Here is a 20,359-nt window from a genome sequence, read left to right on the forward strand (position 1 = left end):
GTCACGCTTTGGCAGCTTCCTTATAAGCCTGTGCAGCGCCAGCGGCATCTTGTCTTTGCTCTGCCAATTCAGCCAAGGCACGCCAGGCATCGCGCTTGAGGTCCGGGTCCTTGAGCATGGTCAACGATTGGCGCAGCATCTGTTGCGCTTTGCCCCACAACTCCAACCGTGCGCACATCACCCCGGCGAGGTACTGTAAAAGTGGGTCGCCCGGGTTGGTCAACTGCAGTGATTCGATGCGCTGCAGCCATGCCGCATCGGGGGCTCCGGTGGCTTGGACAAAGCCTTTTTCGAGCACACGCACCACCCGCACGCGCAAGGCCGGGCTCAGAGTATCCAAACGATCCACCATCGTGGTCCAAAGGGGCAAGACCCACTGACGAGAGAGGGCGACATCACCGCCCAGATGCAGGCATCGTTCCGCGGCTTCCAACGCGACCTCGGGAATGTGTTTTTCTGCAGTCTCCAGCGCCTCCCAGGCCCTTTGCAGCTGCACTGGGTCATGGGCAGAGCGCAGTATTTCCAGCGCCAGCCCGCGCGCAATACCTGCACCCGCCACTTCTGAAAAGGCCCGATGCTTGGTTAGCAAGCGCACAGCGTCCAGTGCAGCACGCGCCTGCCCTGCCAATCGGGCGGCCTTGAGGCGAAGGCGCAAAGCAATGGTGCGGCGGGCAGTGCCCTGAGGCAGTTGGTCCAACCAATCCAAAGAACTCGAGGCATCACGGTCCTCAAACGACCAGCGGGCCGCCCGCATGAGCACACCATCGCGGCTATCTTGGGCGTCGCGGGGTCGTGTCAACTCCAAGGCGCTTTGAAAATGCTGCTCGCGGCGGTTGCGGTCCTGCAGCGCATGGGCACTTTCGGCAGCAATCAGGTGTGACATGGTGCGCAGGCGCACACCGTGGGCGGTGTGCTCTTCACTGCTACGCAAGGATTCTTCCAAAGTTACTACCAACTCGGCAGCCTTGCGAGCCCGCACAAAACGGCCCGCTACCAGATTGGACAGAGAGTCCAGCAGCGCCTCGTGCATGGCGCGCTCCTTATTGAGCAGTCGCCAGCGTTTGGCCTGCACCGGAATGTGCAACAAGCCCGACAAGGCGCGCAAGGCCAAGTGCAGTGTCACAAACACCAGTGCCAGCAAAACAAGCACCAAGTTCAACGACAAGTCAACCCGGTACGGTGGCCAGTACAAGGTCACCGTACCTTGGTTATTGCCCGCAAACAAGGCCGCGGCCACCGCCACCGCAAACAATGCAATAAGCCAAAGAGCAGCCCGCATCTCAGCGCCCCGCAGCCGCAGTGGTCAGTGCTGCCAGGGTTTCGTCCACCCGAGGCAACTCCAGAGCGCGCATCTGCCCTTGCAGCTGCTGCAACAAAGCCTGTGCGGACTGCGTCTTGCGCGAGGAGACATCGAAGTAACGGGCCAACGCCAGGGAAGCAGAAGCCAAATCCGAACGTGCAGAATCGTTGTGACGGGTCAGCAAACCCAAGCGCGCGTTGAGCAGTTTCAGTTTCAGGTTTTCGCGCAAGAAGAAGGACTGTTCGGGCGATAGCAGCACCGCATCCGGGTTGTCGATTCGGCTTACCCTCACCAGGCTTTGCAATTCGGCGTGCACCACAGCAATCGCGCGGCTCCACCAGCTGGCCATCGACTCAGCGTCCTTGCGTTTCAAACTCTCTGCGGGCCGGGCCACAGCCACTGCATTGGCAACGGGCAACTCGTCGGTGACCTGCACCAGCTCATCGAGCTTGACCAACAAAGCAGGTAAATCGGCAAAGGCCGTAGCCTTGATGCGTGCAACATCCTTGGCAATAGCCCGCTGCACGGGGGTCAGGCGAGGTTGCGCTGCGCGGGCTACGCGCAGCTCAGCAGTCTTGAGGGCGGCCAGCAGCGGCTCTGCACTGCCGGTAAGCTGGGCCTGCTGTTGGGCAAGGCGCACGGCAGATTCAATGTCAACAACCAAGTTTTCATCACGCGAGCGGGACAGACTTTGCATCAGCTCTTCGAGCTGGCTGCGCTGCAGGGACACCTCGCTCAGCCGCGCCTCGGTCATGGCGAGTTTGGCTGCGGTTTCAATGGCCAGTTCTTGTGCTTGGCGGGCCATGGCGCGGGCTTCGTTGGCCTGCGAGCCAGTGTCGGCACTTTGACGCGCCAATTGCTCCTGAATGGAACTGAGTTTTTGCCACAGCAAGGCACTGGCCAATAAGCCGACCACCGCCACCACAGCAACTCCACGCAGCCAACGACGCGAGGACTTCACGGTGGGCAGCAATGCTGCAGGTGGCGCCTGCTCCGCAGAGGGGGTTTCTAGGGGTGCAGCAGACTCGGCGTTCATTGCAGCGATTCTATCGACGCCATCAGCGCGGGCAGCGCTGGACGTGACTCCCGCACCACACCGAAGCCGGCTTCACGGGCGGCCTTGCCAATGCGCGGATGGGTGACCACTGCGCGAGCCTCTTGCCAAGGCTGCGCCGGGCACTGGGCTTGCAAGTTGGCAATCGCCTCCGAGCTGCTGAACAACCAAACCGTGCCATCGCTGGCAGCGGCATAGGCCTGCTCACGCTGCAGGGTATCCAGTTGCGGTTGCTGGCGCTGGTAGGCCACCACAAAGTCCACTTGCGCACCGGCCGCAGTGGCCTGTTTGGCAAACCAGTCTCGGCCCACGCCTTCGTCGCTGCTGGCACCGTCCACCGTGGTACCACGGACAATCAGCAGGCGAAAGCCGGAGCGCATTTGTCCGCGCACCACACGCCAAAGGGCCTCGGAGTCAAACTGTCCGGCCGCATGGTCAGGCGAGTCGATCCAGGGTGCCTCGGCCCCCGCACGCAACAAGGCAGAATAGCTGCCGGGTCCGGTAACGTACGCTCTCTTTTTGATAGCTGCTTGCGCACAAAAAACGGACGTTTCAGGTGGTTTTAGTGCAAAAAAGTGGTCCACCGCGTTGCGGCTGACAAACATCACTGCATCCCAATCCGCTATGTGTTTCCAGGCGTCTAGCACTGCCTGGGGTTGTGCAGCAGGCAACACTTTGATCAAGGGCAGACTGACAGCTTGGTAACCTGCGCCCTGGAGCGTGGTGACCCATTTTTGGGCTTCCCCTGCAGGGCGGGTAACGATCACACGCATGGCATCAAGCTCCTGAAAGGGGCAAAGCACGCACACCGGCCTGCAACTGCAGAGCCACACGCTCACCCAGCGCCGTAGCCTGAGCCAGACTCACCACCGCCCCTCGCGCTTCCGACGTCACCAAGGGCTGAACGCCTTCAGCATCTCCCCATGCCGCGCGGATGAGCATTTCGGCACCTTCTAGCGTGGCGTAGGCTGCCAACGGCATGGAACAGCTGCCGCCCATCATGCGACTCACCGCACGCTCAGCAGCCACCGCCAGCCAAGTGGGCTGGTGGGCGAGGTGCTGGAGCGCGGAGCGCACATCATCACGGCCTGTCCGAACCTCAATGCCCAAAGCCCCCTGACCGGCAGCCGGCAACATGTGCTCCACCGCAAAAGTTGTGCGAATCCGAGATGCCAATCCCAAGCGTTTGAGCCCGGCAGCGGCCAACACTATGCCGTCGTACAAGCCATCGTCCAGCTTGCGCAGGCGGGTGTCCAGGTTACCGCGCAATGGTTCAATTTTGAGGTCGGGACGGATAGCTCGCAGCAATGCAACCCGGCGAAGGCTGGAGGTACCTACCACGGCACCTTGCGGCAGGTCCTGCACACTGGCATAGCCGCTGGAAACCCAAGCATCGCGTGGATCTTCGCGCTCCATGACACAGGCCAGCTCAAAACCATCAGGCAGTTCCATGGGCACATCTTTGAGCGAGTGCACAGCGAGGTCGGCGCGGCCTTCTTCCAGCGCAACCTCCAGCTCTTTGACAAACAAGCCCTTGCCGCCCACCTTGCTGAGTGAGCGGTCCAGGATCTGGTCCCCCTTGGTGGTCATGCCCAACAGGGTCACAGAAGCACCCTGCTGCTCCAGCAATGCCTTGACATGTTCGGCCTGCCAAAGGGCCAACCGGCTCTCACGTGTAGCGATCGTAAAATGGGGCAAAGTCGTAACCTGCTTGTAATCGATAAGTAGCCTTCAATGCTAGCATGGGCGCGATCCTTGCTTCACCCGAAGCCCCCCTCACCCCTCCCTCCAGACCCATGAAAAAAGCACCTGCCGCAGAGACGGCCAAGCGCAGCAAAGACAACGAGCGTCCCCTGGTTGAAGACATCCGTCTCTTGGGCCGGATTCTGGGAGACGTGATTCGGGAGCAGGAGGGCGTGGACGCCTATGCGCTGGTCGAACAGATTCGTACCCTGTCAGTCGCATTTCGCCGCGATGCCGACCACGAGGCTGACAAGGCGCTGAAGAAGCTGCTCAAGGGCTTGTCCGGAGACCAGACCGTGAGCGTGATCCGGGCCTTCACGTATTTTTCGCACTTGGCCAACCTGGCCGAAGACCGCCACCACATCCGCCGCCGCGCCGTGCACGAACGCGCGGGAGACACCCAGGAAGGCAGCATCGAGGTTGCCATGTCGCGCCTGCGCTGGGCCGGCATTGCACCCAAGACCATCTCGCAAACCCTGGCGCAAAGTTATGTCTCGCCCGTGCTCACCGCCCACCCCACCGAAGTGCAGCGCAAGAGCATCCTGGATGCCGAGCGTGACATCGCCCAGCTGCTCACCACACGCGACGAAATCAAGCAGCGCGCCGTATCGATCGACAGCAAAAAAGACGCCCTGACACCCAAAGAACTGGCCGCCAACGAAGCCCAGATGCGCGCCCGCGTGATGCAGCTCTGGCAAACTCGCTTGCTGCGCTTCAGCAAACTCACCGTGGCCGACGAGATTGAAAACGCGCTGAGTTATTACGAGTCCACCTTCCTGCGCGAGATCCCCAAGCTGTATGCTGACCTGGAAGACATGCTGGGCGCCCAGCCCGTGCACAGCTTTCTGCGCATGGGCCAGTGGATTGGTGGCGACCGCGATGGCAACCCCAATGTCAGCGCCCAGACCCTGGAGTACGCACTGCGCCGGCAGGCCGAAGTGGCGCTGCGCCACTACCTGACGGAAGTGCATTACCTGGGCGGCGAGTTGTCCATCTCCGCCATGCTGGCCGACTGCACCCCTGAGATGCAGGCTCTGGCCGAAAGCTCCCCCGACCAGAACGAGCACCGCAAGGACGAGCCCTATCGCCGCGCCCTGACCGGCATGTACGCACGCCTGGCCGCCACCCTCAAAAGCCTGACCGGCACCGAAGCCGCCCGCCACGCCGTGGCGCCCCAAAATCCTTATTTGTTGGCCCAAGACTTTGTGGCCGATCTACGCACTATCGCCGCCTCGCTCAAGGCCCACCACGGTGCAGCCCTGATCAAGCAGCGCCTGCACCCGCTGATCCGCGCAGTGGAGGTGTTTGGCTTTCATCTGGCCACGGTGGACTTGCGCCAAAGCTCTGACAAGCACGAGGAGGTGGTGGCCGAACTGCTGGCAACGGCCCGCGTAGAAGCCAACTACAGCGCGCTGGATGAAGCCGCCAAACGGACACTGCTGCTGGGCTTGCTGAACGACGCGCGCCCGCTGCGCGTGCACGGTGTGGAGTACTCGGCCCATGCCCAGGGCGAGCTGGCCATCTTCGCCGCTGCCAAGGTCATGCGTGAGCGCTTTGGCCATGAGGCCATCCGCCACTACATCATCAGCCACACCGAAACCGTGAGCGACCTGCTCGAAGTGCTGCTGCTCCAAAAAGAAGTGGGCCTGATGCGCGGAACGCTGGACGCGCAAGCCACCGCCGACCTGATCGTGGTGCCGCTGTTTGAAACCATCGAAGACCTGCGCAACGCAGCGCCCATCATGCGCGACTTCTACGCACTGCCTGGCGTGGCCGAGCTGGTCAAACGCAGTGGCTCCGAGCAGGACATCATGCTGGGCTACTCAGACAGCAACAAGGACGGTGGCATCTTCACCAGCAACTGGGAGCTGTACCGCGCCGAGATCGCGCTGGTCGAACTGTTCGATGTACTGGCCGCCCAGCACAAAATCCAGCTGCGCATGTTCCACGGCCGTGGCGGCACCGTCGGCCGCGGCGGCGGCCCGAGCTACCAGGCAATTCTGGCCCAGCCCCCCGGCACCGTGCGCGGTCAAATTCGCCTGACCGAACAGGGCGAGGTGATCGGCTCCAAATACGCCAACCCCGAAATTGGTCGGCGTAACCTCGAAACCCTGGTGGCCGCCACGCTGGAAGCCACCCTGCTGCAACCCACCAAGTCCGCCACCAAGGCATTTTTGGAAGCCGCAGCCGAGCTCTCGCAAAACAGCATGTCGGCCTACCGCGCGCTGGTGTACGAGACTCCGGGCTTCACAGAATACTTTTTCAGTTCCACACCGATCCGCGAGATTGCCGAGCTCAACATCGGCTCGCGCCCTGCGTCGCGCAAGGCCTCGCAAAAGATCGAAGACCTGCGCGCGATTCCTTGGGGCTTCAGCTGGGGCCAGTGTCGTTTGACCTTACCGGGCTGGTTTGGCTTTGGCTCTGCGGTGCAGAAATTCATCAGCAGCGGCACTGCCGCCGAGCAGAAAGAGCGCCTGGCGCTGCTGCAGAAGATGTACAAACAGTGGCCCTTCTTTGGCACCTTGCTCTCCAACATGGACATGGTAATGGCCAAGAGCGACCTGGCGCTGGCGTCTCGTTACTCCGAGCTGGTGGGCGATGCACGCCTGCGCAAGAAGATCTTCTCCGCGATCGAGGCCGAATGGCACGCTACGGCGCAGGCCTTGGCCACCATCACTGGAGAGAAGAACCGTCTGGCCAACAACGCGGCCCTGCAACGCTCGATCCGCCACCGTTTCCCGTATATCGACCCACTACACCACCTGCAGGTGGAGCTGGTACGTCGCTACCGCGAAGGCAAAGCCGACGAGCGGGTGCAACGCGGGATCCACATCTCCATCAACGGCATCGCCGCGGGCCTGCGTAACACAGGCTAATGCGCGCAGCGCTGCGGTAAGGCGCTGGGGGCTGTCTTACCGCCAGCGCGCCTCAATGCGCGCGTACTCGCCTGATTTATGGATGCTGTCCAGCCCGGCATCAAATCGGGCGATCAGTGTCTTCATACCAGGTTGCCGTTTGGTGAATGAGAGGTACAGCAGTGGTTCAACCAAGACACCACGCTGTACGAATCCCTGACCCAGCTCGGGATGTACCCGGGCGATTTCCTGCGCTACACGGTCATAGACCAGCGCGTAATCCACGCGACCCGCCACCAGCTTGCGCAGGGAAATGAGGTCCGACGGTGCCACGTCGCGCACCATGCGGGTGTCATTGTCGAACGCCTCGCCATAGTCGTAGCCATTGGTCACCCCGATACGGCGCCCCAGCAGATCTGCTGGCCCCACCCGATTTGCCACAGCACCCTGCACGCGGCCATAAATGGCAATGCGCGCTTTGAACAAGGGACGTTTGTGCCAAAAGTATTTGTCTTCAGTGCGGGCGTCACGCAAGGTATCGAAACACCCTGCCAAGGTGCCGTTGTCCACTTCTCGCATGCAGCGGGCATAGGGCAGCGGCACCAATTCGACCTCCACGCCAGCTGCCGCCCAGGCCGCACGCGCCAGGTCCACCGCAAACCCGACGGGTTTGCCCTCTGCCACGTAGGAATAAGGGCGCCAATCGTCTTCAGCTCCGATGCGGATACGGTCTGCAGCGCTAACACTGCCAGCGCCCACGGCACACATCGCAAACCACAAGCATGAAAACACCAGCCGGGACCACCGGGACAGCAAGGCTCGCTTCATTGCGCAATCAAACCGCGCACCGTGGCCAGCTGGCGCCGCGATACCGACAGCAGTTCCTCGACCCCTTGCAGCCGAACGGCCCAGCCCTCGCCCTCTTCGGCGTCGTAGTGTTTCTCCAGCGCACGAATGGCCCAGCGCGCCACAATCGCGTTGCGGTGGATGCGCAGGTAATGCTCGGCGTATTTGGTTTCCAGATCATTGAGCGCGCCATCCAGGATGTAACTGCGCGCCGCGGTGCGCACCGTGATGTATTTGAGCTCGGCCTTGAAATACAGCACCTGCTGCAATGGCACACGCTCGGTACGGTGCCGCTCCTGAATCACCAGCACCTCTTCAGAAGCAAAAACACCGCCTAACCCTTGTGGAATATGCGCAAGCCGCTCTGCTTTTTGTAGCGCCACTTGCAGGCGCTCCAGCCGTACAGGCTTGGTCAGGTAGTCGGCCGCTTCCAGGTCAAAGGCCTGCAGGGCGTGTTCGGCATGTGCCGTAACAAACACCACCACGGGCGGCTGTGGCAATGTCTTGAGGGTTTGCGCCAGTGCCAGGCCGTCGGCACCCGGCATGTGGATGTCCAGAAACACCACGTCCAAACGGCGCCCCCGCATCAACTCCAGCGCCTGGGCTGCGTTGGCGGCTTCGGCCACCACCTCGGCACCGGGGTTGTGACAGTCGCCCAGCAGGGTGCGCAGACGCGATCGGGCCAAGGCTTCGTCGTCCACCACCATCACTTGCAAACGACGCGAGAAAGGTGCAGTTGCAGTCATGCGGGAAACTCCATGCGAACCTGGTACACGTCATCTTTCAGGCCACAGCGGAACTGGGCCTGCACATCATGCAGCAAAGCCAACCGGTCTTGCACATTGCGCAGTGCCAAGCCGTGGCCCTCCGAACCCTGGCCCGCGGGCACCGTATTGGTCACCTTCAGCACCACCGTGGAGCCACGGCGCTGGGTAGAAATGCGGATGGCGGCACCCGTGGCACTGGGCTCCACACCATGGCGCACCGCGTTCTCCACCAAGGGCTGCAGCAAGAGCGGGGGCAGCTTGGCCTGGTCCGCCTCCGGGTCCAGTGCCCACTGCACATCCAGACGCTCACCAAAACGCACCTGCTCAATCGCCAGGTAGCGCCGCGCCAACGCAATCTCGTCAGCCAGCGTCACTGCCGTCCCTTGGTCCATCAGCGCGTGGCGAAACAGGTCACTCAGGTCCTCCAACAGCGCCTCGGCCTTGGCGGGCTCGGCGCGCACTAGCGCAATGGCGCTATTGAGGGTATTAAACAAAAAGTGGGGGCGGATGCGCGACTGCAGTTCGGCCAAGCGCGCTGCAGTATCGGCCGGGGTGCGCCCCTTGGCCCGCATCACCAGGGCCGCCACCAAAATGGAGGAAATCAAGGCCCCGCTGCAGGCGCTACCCACCCAGGGCACATCCAGCAACAGGCCCGAAGCGGCGAGCAGGCCACAGCCATAAAGCCCGGCCACCGCCCCCAAACCAATGGCAGCCGTGTACTGCGCCGCAGGCCGCAGACGGGCCAACCAGCGTTTGGCCACACAGGCAGACAAGAGCCAGGCCAGCGTGGCCGGCAAAGCACCACCCGTGATCAACGAAAAAAGCATCACCCAGTCCCACAGGGTGGCCGCTGAAAACATGGCCGCCACCGCCACGGCCAGCTCTACGAACAACACCGCCCGCAACACCACTCCGATCTGGCAGGCATCAAACACCAAAGCCGGGGCCTTGCTGTGGGCCACAGGCTCGGGGGCCAGCTCCTGGAACGTCGATAATATTTGGGTGTCGTTCATGTCCACCAGATTTTGACTCCATTCTGAAAAGCGCTTCCCATGTCCCAAAACCAATTCGATAAAAAATCTCAGGCGTGGTCCGCGCTGTTTTCCGAGCCCATGAGCGATCTGGTCAAACGCTACACCTCCAGCGTGTTCTTTGACAAGCGCCTTTGGCAGGCCGACATTACCGGCAGTCTGGCGCATGCCGACATGCTGGCAGCGCAAAGCATCATCAGTGCTGAAGACCATGCGTCCATCCAAAAAGGCATGACCCAGATCTGGGGCGAAATCGAATCCGGCGCCTTTGAATGGAAGCTGGATCTGGAAGACGTGCACCTGAACATCGAGGCGCGCCTGACCCAGCTGGTGGGCGATGCTGGCAAGCGCCTGCACACCGGCCGCAGCCGCAACGACCAGGTGGCCACCGATGTGCGCCTGTGGCTGCGCGGTGAGATTGACCTGATTGGCGAGCTGCTAGTGGACCTGCAAAAGTCGCTGGTGGATGTGGCCGAAGCGAACACCGATGTCATCCTGCCCGGCTTCACCCACTTGCAAGTGGCCCAGCCCGTGAGCTTTGGCCACCACATGCTGGCCTACGTAGAAATGTTCTCTAGAGACGCCGAGCGCTTTGCCGAAGTGCGCCGCCGTACCAACCGCCTGCCGCTGGGCAGTGCGGCATTGGCCGGCACCAGCTACCCGCTGGACCGCGAGCGTGTGGCCAAGACATTGGGCATGGACGGCGTGTGCCAGAACAGCCTGGACGCCGTGAGCGACCGCGACTTTGCGATCGAATTCACCAGTGCCGCCAGTCTGACCATGGTGCACATCAGCCGCATGAGCGAAGAGCTCATCATCTGGATGAGCCAGAACTTTGGCTTCATCAAGATTGCGGACCGTTTCACCACCGGTTCGTCGATCATGCCGCAGAAGAAAAACCCCGACGTGCCCGAGCTGGCACGTGGCAAGACCGGCCGCGTGGTCGGCCACCTGATGGGCCTGATCACCCTGATGAAGGGCCAGCCCCTGGCCTACAACAAGGACAACCAGGAAGACAAGGAACCGCTGTTCGACACGGTAGACACCTTGAAGGACACGCTGCGCATCTTCTCCGAGATGATGGGCGGCCAAGTGAATGCAGCCACCGGCCAGAAGGAAGGCGGCATCAGCGTGAACGCGGAGGCCATGGAGCGCGCGGCGCTGAAGGGCTACGCCACCGCCACCGACCTGGCCGACTACCTGGTGAAGAAGGGCCTGCCCTTCCGCGATGCACACGAGACCGTGGCCCACGCCGTGAAGGCGGCACAAAGCCATGCCTGCGATCTGTCCGAACTGCCTCTGGAAGTGCTGCAAGGCTTCCACGCCAGCATCGAGAAAGATGTGTACGACTGCCTGAGCCTGCGCGGCTCGCTCAACGCCCGCAACATTCTGGGCGGCACGGCACCGGCACAGGTGAAGGCGCAGGTTGCGCGGCACCGGGCGCGTTTAGGCTAAGGCCTAACCTAGCACTTTCAAACAAAACGGGGGCCTAGCCCCCGTTTTTATTGCGCAAGCAGCTATTGAATTTGTAGCATCGAGATGCTGAATCAACCCGCCAACACAAGCTCCAAATCGCTGGCCAAATGGTCCACCGCCTCTTCGGTCGTCGCCCAAGAGCACATGAAGCGCGCACCGCCGCCGATGAAGGTGTAGAAGGTCCAGCCCAGGGCCTTGAGGCGGGCGATGGCGGGTTCGGGCAGGTTGACGAAGACGCCGTTGACTTCGGTGGGCAACAGCAGCTCCGCACCGGCGATGCCGGCAATCCGCTCCGAGAGCCGGTGCGCCATGGCATTGGCGTGAGCGGCATGGCGCAGCCAGGTGTTGTCGGTCAGCATGGCCAGCCAGGGGGCGGACAGGTAGCGCATCTTGGAGGCCAACTGCCCCGCCTGTTTGCAGCGATAAGAAAACTCTTCGCCCAACTTGCGGTCAAAAAACACAATCGCCTCACCAATCGGCAGGCCCATTTTGGTACCGCCAAAACACAGCACGTCCACCCCGGCGCGCCAGGTGATGTCGGCCGGCGTCACCTTGAGGGCCGCCACCGCATTGGCAAAGCGGGCGCCGTCCATGTGCACCTTCAGGCCGTGCTCTTGCGCGATGCGGCTGATACCGCTGATTTCACCCTTCTGGTAAACAGAGCCCATCTCGGTGGACTGGGTCAGCGTGACGACCTTAGGGCGCGGGTAGTGCACATCGGTGCGGCGGGTGATGACTTCCAGCACCCCCGCAGAGGTGAGCTTGCCGTGGCGGTGCGGGGCGGAGAGCAGCTTGGAGCCATTCGAGAAAAACTCGGGCGCGCCGCATTCATCCGTCTCTACGTGGGCGGTATCGCTGCAAATGACCGCCTGGTAGGACTGGCAGAGGGACGCCAGCGCAATCGAGTTGGCCGCTGTGCCGTTGAACACAAAAAACACCTCGGCGTCCGCCTCAAATACCTCGCGGATGCGGTCGCAGGCCAGGCGGGTGGAATCGTCATTGCCATAAGACGCCGCAAAGCCGGTGTTGGCCGCCATGAACGCCTGCATGGCCTCGGGGCAGATGCCGGAGGTGTTGTCGCTGGCGAATTGCAGTTGGTAGCCGGGCATCGTGGTGGTCAAAGTGGTCATGGCGGTGTAATATCGTTTTAGCGGATATTTCCGGTATATCGAACAAAAATCCATTTTACCGACCAAAACCATCATGGCGCAAGTCCCCTCCCCCACTCCTTTGACGGACGGCCCACCGGCCGTAGGCTCCAAACTGCAAGATGCGCGCAAGGCGCAGAAGCTGTCGCTGGACGAACTCTCCAAACGGGCGGGGGTGTCCAAGTCCATGCTCTCCGAAGTGGAGCGCAACCAGGCCAACCCGACGGTGGGTGTGCTGTGGCGCCTGGCCACCGCGCTGGGCATCAGCCTGACCGAGCTGCTGGGCACCACCAGCACCGACAAGGCCACGCCCACGGTGGAGCTGGTGCCCGCCCACACCATTCCGGTAACCACCAGCCCGGACGGCAAATGCACGCTACGCATCCTGGGGCCCATAGCCCTGGCGGGGCGGGTGGAGTGGTACGAGCTGGCTGTGGAGCCCGGCGGTGTGCTGGCGTCTGAACCCCACGAGGCGGGTGCCAAAGAACACCTCTCGGTGCTCAGCGGCAGCCTGACCATACAAGCCGCCGACAGTAGCAAGGTGCTCAAGGCGGGCGACAGCGCGCGCTATGCGGTGGACGTGCAGCACGCCATCAGCAACACCGGCAAGGGCATGGCCAAGGCGGTTCTGGTGGTGGAGCACCTGGGGTGAATTTTGAATAAAAACAGGTGCTAGCGCCCGCTGCATATGCGCGAGTAGCTACTGAAACGATAGCAAGCTAGCGCTGTAGCTTCCAGGGCTCGCTGGCAAAGCGCTCGGCCAGAAAGTCCAGCAAGGCCCGCACCGCCGGCGAGAGGTGCTTGCGCGAGGGGTAGAGCGCGTAGATGGACATCATGGGCAGCTGCCACTGCGGCAGCACCAGCTCCAGGCTGCCGTCCGCCACATGCGGGCTGGCCAGATACGTGGGTTGCATGGCCACCCCGCCGCCCGCCAGCGCGGCCCGCAGCAAGGCGGTGGCCTCGTTGGCGCTGAAGTGGCTGCCCACGCGAACCTCGACCTGCTCCTCACCACGCTGTAGCTTCCACACGCTTTTGCCGAAGTTGGCATAGCTCAGGCAGCGGTGGGCCTGCAGGTCGGTGGGGTGCTCGGGTGTTCCGTGTTTGGCCAGATAGCCGGGAGATGCCACCAGCACCGACGCACAGGGCGCCAGCACCCGGCCGATGAGCGCCGGGTCCGGCTCGGCGCTGATGCGAATGGCAAGATCGATGCGCGCCTCCACCAGGTTGAGCGCGCCTTCGCTGGCATCGAGGTCGATCTTGAGTTGCGGGTACAGCGCCAGAAAGTCGGCAATGGCCGCCGCCATTTCGGCATAGGCAAACGACATGCTGCAGGTCACCCGCAGTTGACCGCGCAGCGCCCCGTCGTGGCGGCTGGTTTCTTCTTCCACGTTGTCCATCAGCGCCAGCATCTGCTGGCTGCGGCGCAGGCAGCTCTCGCCGGCGTCTGTCAGCGTGACGCTGCGGGTAGTGCGCTGCAAAAGCCGGGCGCCCAGCCACTGCTCCAGCTCGCCGACATAGCGCGTCACCATGGCGCGCGACATGTCCAGCTTGTCGGCCGTGGCACTGAAGCTGCCACTCTGCGCCACTTCCACAAACACCTGCATGGCAGTCAAACGGTCCATGATTTGCTCAATTTATGAAACAGTAATGCGCAAATTATCAGGTTTATCTGCGCGATTATTGAAACTAAAGTTCACTCCAACGCTGATGAGACTTATCTCTTGGCGTCCCACCACCAGGAGTTCACCATGATCCGCACCACCGTCATCGCCGCATCGCTGGCCATCGCTTTCACCGCCATGTCTGGCGCCGCCCACGCCCAGCAGCCGCTCACCGTCAAGGTCTACAACGCCGACGGCAACAGTTTCAACGTCAATTCCACCCTGGTCTATGGCCAGAAAGACGCCGTCGTCATCGACGCCGGTTTCACCCGTGCCGATGGCTTGCGCATTGCCGCCAACGTGCTCGACAGTGGCAAGCAGCTCACCACCATTTACGTGAGCCAGGCCGACCCTGACTACTATTTCGGTGTGGAAGCGCTCAAAGAAGTGTTCCCGCAGGCCGACGTGGTGACCACACCCGCTGTGCTGGGCAAACTAGCACCCAAGCTCGCTGGCAAGGTCGCGTTCTGGGGCCCCAAGATGGGCGCCAACGCACCGCGCAAACCGGTGGTGCCCCGTGCCCTGGAAGGCAACACCCTGACGCTGGAAGGCCAGACCATCGAGATCCGCGGCACCCAAGGCCTGCTGGCGCACCGCCCTTATGCCTGGATCCCTTCCATCAAGGCGGTGGTGGGCAATATCGGCGTGTTCGGCAACATGCACGTCTGGACCGCTGACACCCAAACCGCCGCCGAGCGCGCCGTATGGGTGGCCCAGCTCGACGAAATGGCGGCTCTCAAGCCCGAGCTGGTAATTCCCGGCCACATGAAGGCAGGCACCAAGGTAGATGCCAGCACCATTGCCTTCACCAAGGACTACTTGCAGACTTTCGAGAAAAACCTTGCTGCCAACAAAACCAGCGCCACGTTGATCCCCGCCATGCAGCAGGCCTACCCGGCCCTGACTGACGGTGGACTGTCACTGGACATCGGCGCCAAGGTCAACACTGGCGAAATGAAGTGGTGAACCTCCTATGACCGCTCTGCACCAAGTTTTGCAAGACCTGCACGCCGGGCGCTGGCACGCCGCGCACGACCTGGTGCAGAAGGACGACTCCATGTTGGCCGCCTGGTTGCACGGCATCCTGCACCTGCAAGAAGGCGACCTGGAGGACGCGGAGAACTGGTACAACCGCGCCGCCCGGCACTTCCGCAGCCGGGGCAGCCTGCAAGAAGAGATTGCCCTTTTTGAGCAGGCGCTCGCAGCCGCTCCCCTGACCAACGATTGAAAGAACACCAGCCCATGTCCACCCACGTCACCTATTTGTTCGACCCCCTGTGTGGCTGGTGCTACGGCGCCGCCCCTGCTATCCAACAGTTGGCGCAAGACGCATCGGTCTCGCTGACGCTGGCCCCCACCGGCCTGTTTTCCGGCGGCGGGCGCACCATGGACGCCGCCTTTGCCGAGTACGCCTGGTCCAACGATGTGCGCATTGCCAAGCTCACCGGCCAGCGCTTCACCGAGGCCTACCGTAGCAATGTGCTGGGCAAGCCCGGCAGCGCGTTTGACTCCACCACCACCACCCTGGCGCTCTGCGCCGTGGCGCTGACGGAGCCTGCCCGCGAGCTGGAAGCGCTCAAGGTGCTGCAAGAGGCGCGCTATGTGCAGGGATTGGACACGGCGGATGTGGAGGTGGTGGCGCAGCAGCTGCGCGACCTGGGCCTGGCCACTGCGGCCGATCGCCTGCAGAGCCCCGATGCCACCTTGCACGAAGCCCATGCTGCGCGCGTGCAAGCTGCGCAGCGCCTGATGCGCCAGCACCGCGCGCAAGGCGTGCCGGCGCTGGTGGTGCACAGCGCTGCGGGCGACCGGCTGGTACAGGGGCAAGCCTTGTACAGCAGCGTGGAGAATTTGCAGGCCAGCCTGACGCAGGCCTAAACCAACGCAGCGCCGAGCCTCAAGCGGGCGTGGGCACCACAAAGTCCGCCCGCGCCTTCAGTGCGCGCGCGCGGGCGTGGCAGCCTTCCAGGTGGTCATTCACCAGCCCCATGGCCTGCATGAAGGCGTACATGGTCGTCGGCCCCACAAAACTCCAGCCGCGCTTGCGCAAATCTTTGGACAGGGCAATGGACTCGGGTGAGGTCGTGATGCCACTGAGGGTTTGCCGGGTGATCTGACTGGGGCGGGTGGTGGCCGCAGGCTCAAAACGCCAGAAATACGCGGCCAGCGAGCCAAACTCCTGGCGCAGCGCGATCGCCTTCTGCGCGTTGTTGATGGTGGACTCAATCTTGCCGCGGTGGCGCACGATGCCCGCGTCCAGCACCAGGCGCTTCACATCGGCGTCGTCAAAGGCGGCCACCTGGTCCATGTCAAAGCTGGCAAAGGCGGCGCGAAAACCTTCGCGCTTGTTCAGGATGGTGAGCCAGCTCAGGCCGGCCTGAAAACCCTCCAGGCAAATTTTCTCGAACAGGCGTGTATCACTGTCGACCGGGAAGCCCCACTCCTGATCGTGGTAATGCTGGTAGAACGGCGTGGCGCGGCACCACACACAGCGCGTGACCTGGCTGTCGTCGGCAAACAAGCCGGTGGGGGCAGTGGTGTCGTCAAGCATGGCAGGGCTCCCTTGTCAAAATACAAATACTGTTTTTATGCACAGTATATGGCAAGCCCGGGAGCCGGGGTGCGTGAGGCGCTGCTGGCTGTAGAGGATGTGCCGCTGGTCTGCACGTGCTGGCGCCGGGTTGGGGAAGCGGCTGGGGGGTGCGCTCGGTTGCGCGCTGGATGGGTGCTGAGGCCCAGCCAGGGGGGTGGCTACAGTGAGCGGAATGGGCGTCATCGGCGCCACGGCTGGGGGCGGTGCTGGAGCAGGTGTCCAAGTGGGGGCGGGCGGGCGCCGTGCCACTGCGGCCTAGGCGGACCGGCCCACACACCCTGGCAGCAGCCGAGCGGACTGGTGGTGATGTGCAGCGGAGCGGCTCAGCACGGTGTGGCTGCGGGCCCTCGGGGGGGAGAGTGGTGAAGGGGGGCGATGGGTGGTGGAAGGGCAGGCAGAACGAGAGGGGAAAAGCGGTGTGATGGTTTCTGGGGTGGAAGAAGGATGGGAAGAGGAATAGATGGAGACAGGAGGCAAATAGCCAGGCGGCTGGGCGGTAAGCGGTGTTATGTTGCCCGGGCACACGGTTTCGGGGTTGGTGGCCGGTTGGTGGGATCCCAGGGTGGCGGCGCAGGTGGGGAATCCCGGGGCCTGCCCGCCGCCACACGCGCGAGGGCGGGGCGGGTGGGGGGGGGGCCGGCGGCTTGAAAGGGCGCGCGGGGCGCCGAGGAGGCAGACACGAGAAGAGGACGGGGGCGAGAGGCGGGGCGGCGGGCGGGAGGGGGTGTGAGGGGGCCCGGCCCGCCCGGCGGGGCAGAGGTCACGGTGCGGCGTGGGCGGGGGGCGGGGAGGGGTCGGCGCGCGGCGCGGCAGGCGTCCGCCCAGGGGGGGTGGGGGGTGGGCCGGGCGGCCGGGCGGCCGGCACCGGCGGGCCGCAGGCGGGGGTGGGGCGGAGGCCGGGTGCCCAGTCCGGCGCCGGCTGCGCGGGGGGCAGGGCCGGGGGGCGGCGCCGAAGGGGGGGGGAGAGCGCAGAGGGAGGGAAGGGGGGGGTCCGGGGGGGGGCGGGCGCACGCGCCCCTGGGAGCGCGGGGATGAGAGTGTCCCGCCCCCGCGCGGGAGCGAAGGGGGGCCCGCGCGCGGGTCCCTATGGGGCGTGGGGGCGCCGCGCGGCGCGGGAATGGGGAGCGCGACACGCGCCGCGCGCGGCGGCCCCGGCGAGCGCCCGCCGCGCGGCGCGAACTCGGCCTGGCCCTGGGGGCCCGGGGGGAGGGTGAGGAGGGCGGGGCGGCGGCGGCTACCGCGCCGGGCCCGCCCGGCCGGCGGGCCGGGCGCGGGCGGCGCGCGCGCGCGCGCGGCGGCCCGCGGGCGGCGCGCCGGCCGACCGCCCGCCGCCCACACCAGGCGGGAGGCGCGAACGGCGGGCCGCCAGGCGGGCAAGCTGGAAAGAAGAAGCGAGGTGGTGGCCTGGCCTATGTGCGCGACCTGAGCAGCGAGCTGGCCGGCAATGCGCGCCGCGGGCACGCAGCCGGACGCCGCGGCGGACCCGCGCCGTGCGGCGCGCGAAGGGCCGCAGACCGCGCCCCGACGTGGCCGCCTGGCGAGCAGCGACGCCTTGGGCACCCTGCGTGGTGGCGCACGCCGCCGCTTTGGCCATGGCCCGCGAACAGCGCCCGGCGCGCCGCTGCCCTCATCCAGCAAAGCCGCCTGTTCAACCTGATACGAACTGCGACCTCACACCCCAGTCGAGCAGCGCGGTGTGGACGCGATCGAAATGGGGGGAGAAGAAAGCGCTGCGGTGTGGGGGAAGAGGGGGGGACGGGGGGAGTGGGCGAGCCGTGGGGGCCGGGGGGCGGCCATGCGGGGGGATGGATGGGAGGAGCTGGGAGTGAAATGCGACTGCAACAGCTGCAAAGCCAAGATCGAATCGTGGCGTGTTGGCCGACGACAAGTCGCGCCTCCATGCTGGTGACGTTTGCCCAAGGCAACTCCCTGCACGCGTGGGTGCCTACCAGAGCCGGGCGCTCCGCAACTCGGGCCGCCGCGGCGGCCCTGGGGGCTGGGCGACAAGTGCTGCGGCGGTGGCGAGAGCGATGTCGCGAGCCCCTGGCCATGGGGCCAGGGCGGCGTGCGCGAGACGGCCGGCCAGGCTGTTAAGGGGCGATGAAGATGCTGTGAAAAAGCGGGGTCGTGGCCGGCTAATTTGAAAGGGCTCTAGCGTGGTTGCGCGAGAGTCTGATGGTGCTGTTTACTGACTATAAATCCGGTGTGTGCAGAGTCGGCTTATGCCCGCAACGTCTCGGCGGGCGCCTAGGAAATGTCTTGGCGGGCTGCCAGACCCGCAGGGCGTCGACAGCTGTGCGGGTGCGGACGAGGCTGGCGGCACCCCGGGTCTCTCCGCACGGCCACGCCGGCATCGCCGCAGGGCGAATCGGCAACGAGATGGCCCGCCGCGGTGGATGAAGGCGGGGCTGCGCCTGGCGCGGGTGTCATGGTGAAGACGGCGGCGCTGGCGGGCGTGCTCGGCGGCGGGCCGTGCCTTGCGCACCGCCGGCCCGCGGCACCAGGGGGTAGGGGTCACGTGATGACGCACACGGGCCCGCCCACAGCCGGGGGTGCTGTCCGGTTACCACGGGTGTTGGGAGGGGGTCTTGGGCTGGCGCGCTGGGGGTGCGTCCCCGATGGGCGTGGGCTTGCTCGCGGTGTCAGCACCTCGGGCGCGGAGCCGGGGGCGCAGGCGCGAGGGCGGCATCAATCATATGATGGTGTGGTGCTTGGCGTGATGACTCCGGTGCATGGGGCAGGGCGCGAGTGGTTTGGTCGAAAGGAATGTTGCGTGCGTCTGGCTTGCAGCACTCTCGGCGTTGCTGCGCCTGTTGTTCCTGCCGCGTGGGCGTGTCGGCGCGGTTGCGGCGCGTCCACGAAAACTGGTCCAGGGCAGGTAGGACGATTTGGTGTCGACTGAACACCAATGCGCGGGTCAGCCTTCAGGCCGGCCACAAAGACTTCCATAGTGTCGGGCCGGGCTTGGGCAGGGTGGTAAGCGATCGTTGTGGCGGGGGCGGCGCTTTGCGCATGGGGGGGCGGTGGCAGGTAGGGTGGCGATGGCGATTGCGATGAGGAGGTGTTTCATGTCGTTCTTGTGTGTTCAAATCAGCCCTGGGCCGAGAGGTAGTGCCGCGGTTGCGGCTGGGGTGGCCGGGCACCCCGGCCAGGTCTGCATAGGCGGGTGATGGAGGTGTTTTGTTGGGCGCCAGGCCAAAAAGGTTCGGGTCTTCTGCGGCCTTGCCCGTCCGTTGGCTGGCCGCGGGAGGTTGTTGGGTGGCGCGGTCTGGCACCATGGCCAGGTTTGGCAGCAGGTAGGCCACCGTACCTCGGGCCCCAGTTGCTCGTTGGTGCCGGCGCCTGCTGCGAGCGACAGGCGCGGTTGGTTGGTGTGGAGCGTGCCGTGCAGAGGTTTGGCCAGGAATAGTTGGTCGCGCTCAATAGCTCGGTGCCGGTGTTTGGCGCCAGAAAGTCGCCCGGCTGAGGGCGGTCGGTTTGCTCCGCCCCGGCGTCGGGGCTCGCTTGTGTCGCCCGCGTCGCCGCCCTCCCTTCGCCCGCACGTCCTCTTGTCGCTGGGTTCCAGGGCCAGGCGTAGCGGTCGGCGAGCGTAAAGTCTTGCGGCGGGATATTGCGGTGTTGAGGGAGGCACGCCATAGGTGGGCTGTGTCGGTGGTGGCGCGGCTGCGTGGGCCGCCGCCCCTCGCCGGTGGTGGTGCGTCGGCCCAGGGCGTCAGCCCCCGCCGGCGCGCCGTCGATGGGCTGCGCCGGTGAGAGGGTTTGCCGGTGTCGGCAAGGCCAGGCCGCTGCACAGGCTGGCGGCGCTGACAAGCAATGCGGTGCGAAGGTGGTTCATGGGTCGTCCAATCGATCGAAGTTGGGGATGGGCACGCAGGCAAACGCGTT

Annotated in this window: 17 protein-coding genes; 6 read left to right on the plus strand and 11 right to left on the minus strand. The window is 64.4% G+C overall.

Annotated features, from left to right (window positions below):
• Position 1: 1 nt before the first annotated feature.
• The 4 genes from U5O12_RS17400 to hemC are packed head-to-tail and all read right to left on the minus strand — an operon-like array spanning position 2 to position 4,052.
• A complete protein-coding gene (locus U5O12_RS17400; protein WP_322579860.1) occupies positions 2–1,279 on the minus strand; it encodes a heme biosynthesis protein HemY in 1,278 nt (425 codons plus the stop codon).
• A gap of 1 nt (position 1,280) precedes the next feature.
• Positions 1,281–2,336, minus strand: coding sequence for a uroporphyrinogen-III C-methyltransferase (locus U5O12_RS17405; protein ID WP_322579861.1), 1,056 nt, complete (start codon positions 2,334–2,336; stop codon positions 1,281–1,283).
• Positions 2,333–3,127, minus strand: coding sequence for a uroporphyrinogen-III synthase (locus U5O12_RS17410; RefSeq protein WP_322579862.1), 795 nt, complete (start codon positions 3,125–3,127; stop codon positions 2,333–2,335). Before U5O12_RS17410 ends, U5O12_RS17405 begins: the two co-directional genes overlap by 4 nt.
• Positions 3,128–3,131: 4 nt before the next feature.
• Positions 3,132–4,052, minus strand: coding sequence for a hydroxymethylbilane synthase (gene hemC / locus U5O12_RS17415; protein WP_322579863.1), 921 nt, complete (start codon positions 4,050–4,052; stop codon positions 3,132–3,134).
• A 98-nt stretch (positions 4,053–4,150) separates the two neighbouring features.
• Here hemC and ppc point away from each other — a divergent pair, with 98 nt between their 5' ends.
• Complete coding sequence (ppc, locus tag U5O12_RS17420; RefSeq protein WP_322579864.1) at positions 4,151–6,973, plus strand: phosphoenolpyruvate carboxylase; 2,823 nt, start codon at positions 4,151–4,153, stop codon at positions 6,971–6,973.
• Between the two features lie 36 nt (positions 6,974–7,009).
• Here ppc and U5O12_RS17425 read toward each other — a convergent pair whose 3' ends face one another.
• Genes U5O12_RS17425 through U5O12_RS17435 form a run of 3 tightly spaced genes read right to left on the minus strand, consistent with a single transcriptional unit; the run spans position 7,010 to position 9,578 of the window.
• The gene (locus U5O12_RS17425; RefSeq protein ID WP_322579865.1) at positions 7,010–7,768 is read right to left on the minus strand and encodes a substrate-binding periplasmic protein; all 759 of its coding nucleotides are present in this window, start codon (positions 7,766–7,768) and stop codon (positions 7,010–7,012) included.
• 8 nt (positions 7,769–7,776) lie between these two features.
• Positions 7,777–8,544 carry a LytTR family DNA-binding domain-containing protein gene (locus U5O12_RS17430; protein ID WP_322579866.1) on the minus strand — a complete coding sequence of 256 codons (768 nt, stop codon included), beginning with the start codon at positions 8,542–8,544 and terminating at the stop codon, positions 7,777–7,779.
• Positions 8,541–9,578 carry a sensor histidine kinase gene (locus tag U5O12_RS17435; RefSeq protein ID WP_322579867.1) on the minus strand — a complete coding sequence of 346 codons (1,038 nt, stop codon included), beginning with the start codon at positions 9,576–9,578 and terminating at the stop codon, positions 8,541–8,543. Before U5O12_RS17435 ends, U5O12_RS17430 begins: the two co-directional genes overlap by 4 nt.
• Positions 9,579–9,617: 39 nt before the next feature.
• On the opposite strand from U5O12_RS17435, the gene argH reads away from it, so the two are divergent.
• The gene (gene argH, locus U5O12_RS17440; RefSeq protein ID WP_322579868.1) at positions 9,618–11,051 is read left to right on the plus strand and encodes an argininosuccinate lyase; all 1,434 of its coding nucleotides are present in this window, start codon (positions 9,618–9,620) and stop codon (positions 11,049–11,051) included.
• 92 nt (positions 11,052–11,143) lie between these two features.
• Here the strand turns inward: argH and U5O12_RS17445 are convergent, their stop codons facing one another.
• A complete protein-coding gene (locus U5O12_RS17445) occupies positions 11,144–12,202 on the minus strand; it encodes a low specificity L-threonine aldolase (RefSeq protein WP_322579869.1) in 1,059 nt (352 codons plus the stop codon).
• 73 nt (positions 12,203–12,275) lie between these two features.
• Here U5O12_RS17445 and U5O12_RS17450 point away from each other — a divergent pair, with 73 nt between their 5' ends.
• On the plus strand, positions 12,276–12,872 hold the full coding sequence (locus tag U5O12_RS17450; RefSeq protein WP_322579870.1) for an XRE family transcriptional regulator: 597 nt from the start codon (positions 12,276–12,278) through the stop codon (positions 12,870–12,872).
• A 67-nt stretch (positions 12,873–12,939) separates the two neighbouring features.
• Here U5O12_RS17450 and U5O12_RS17455 read toward each other — a convergent pair whose 3' ends face one another.
• Entirely contained in the window at positions 12,940–13,842 is a 903-nt protein-coding gene (locus tag U5O12_RS17455) for a LysR family transcriptional regulator (protein WP_322579871.1), read from the minus strand.
• 126 nt (positions 13,843–13,968) lie between these two features.
• Between U5O12_RS17455 and U5O12_RS17460 the strand changes: the two genes are divergently transcribed.
• From U5O12_RS17460 to U5O12_RS17470, 3 genes are read left to right on the plus strand one after another with little or no spacing between them, the layout of a single operon-like run.
• The gene (locus U5O12_RS17460; protein WP_322579872.1) at positions 13,969–14,847 is read left to right on the plus strand and encodes an MBL fold metallo-hydrolase; all 879 of its coding nucleotides are present in this window, start codon (positions 13,969–13,971) and stop codon (positions 14,845–14,847) included.
• A 7-nt stretch (positions 14,848–14,854) separates the two neighbouring features.
• Positions 14,855–15,109 carry a hypothetical protein gene (locus tag U5O12_RS17465; RefSeq protein ID WP_322579873.1) on the plus strand — a complete coding sequence of 85 codons (255 nt, stop codon included), beginning with the start codon at positions 14,855–14,857 and terminating at the stop codon, positions 15,107–15,109.
• A 14-nt stretch (positions 15,110–15,123) separates the two neighbouring features.
• Complete coding sequence (locus tag U5O12_RS17470) at positions 15,124–15,759, plus strand: DsbA family protein (protein ID WP_322579874.1); 636 nt, start codon at positions 15,124–15,126, stop codon at positions 15,757–15,759.
• Between the two features lie 19 nt (positions 15,760–15,778).
• Here U5O12_RS17470 and U5O12_RS17475 read toward each other — a convergent pair whose 3' ends face one another.
• Both U5O12_RS17475 and U5O12_RS17480 read right to left on the minus strand, forming a co-directional pair.
• Positions 15,779–16,432, minus strand: coding sequence for a DNA-3-methyladenine glycosylase I (locus tag U5O12_RS17475; RefSeq protein WP_322579875.1), 654 nt, complete (start codon positions 16,430–16,432; stop codon positions 15,779–15,781).
• A 3,754-nt stretch (positions 16,433–20,186) separates the two neighbouring features.
• On the minus strand, positions 20,187–20,309 hold the full coding sequence (locus U5O12_RS17480; protein ID WP_322579876.1) for a hypothetical protein: 123 nt from the start codon (positions 20,307–20,309) through the stop codon (positions 20,187–20,189).
• Positions 20,310–20,359: the final 50 nt, after the last annotated feature.

Origin of the sequence: Rhodoferax sp., assembly GCF_034519335.1 — a bacterium.
Classification (GTDB): Bacteria; Pseudomonadota; Gammaproteobacteria; order Burkholderiales; family Burkholderiaceae_C; genus Allorhodoferax.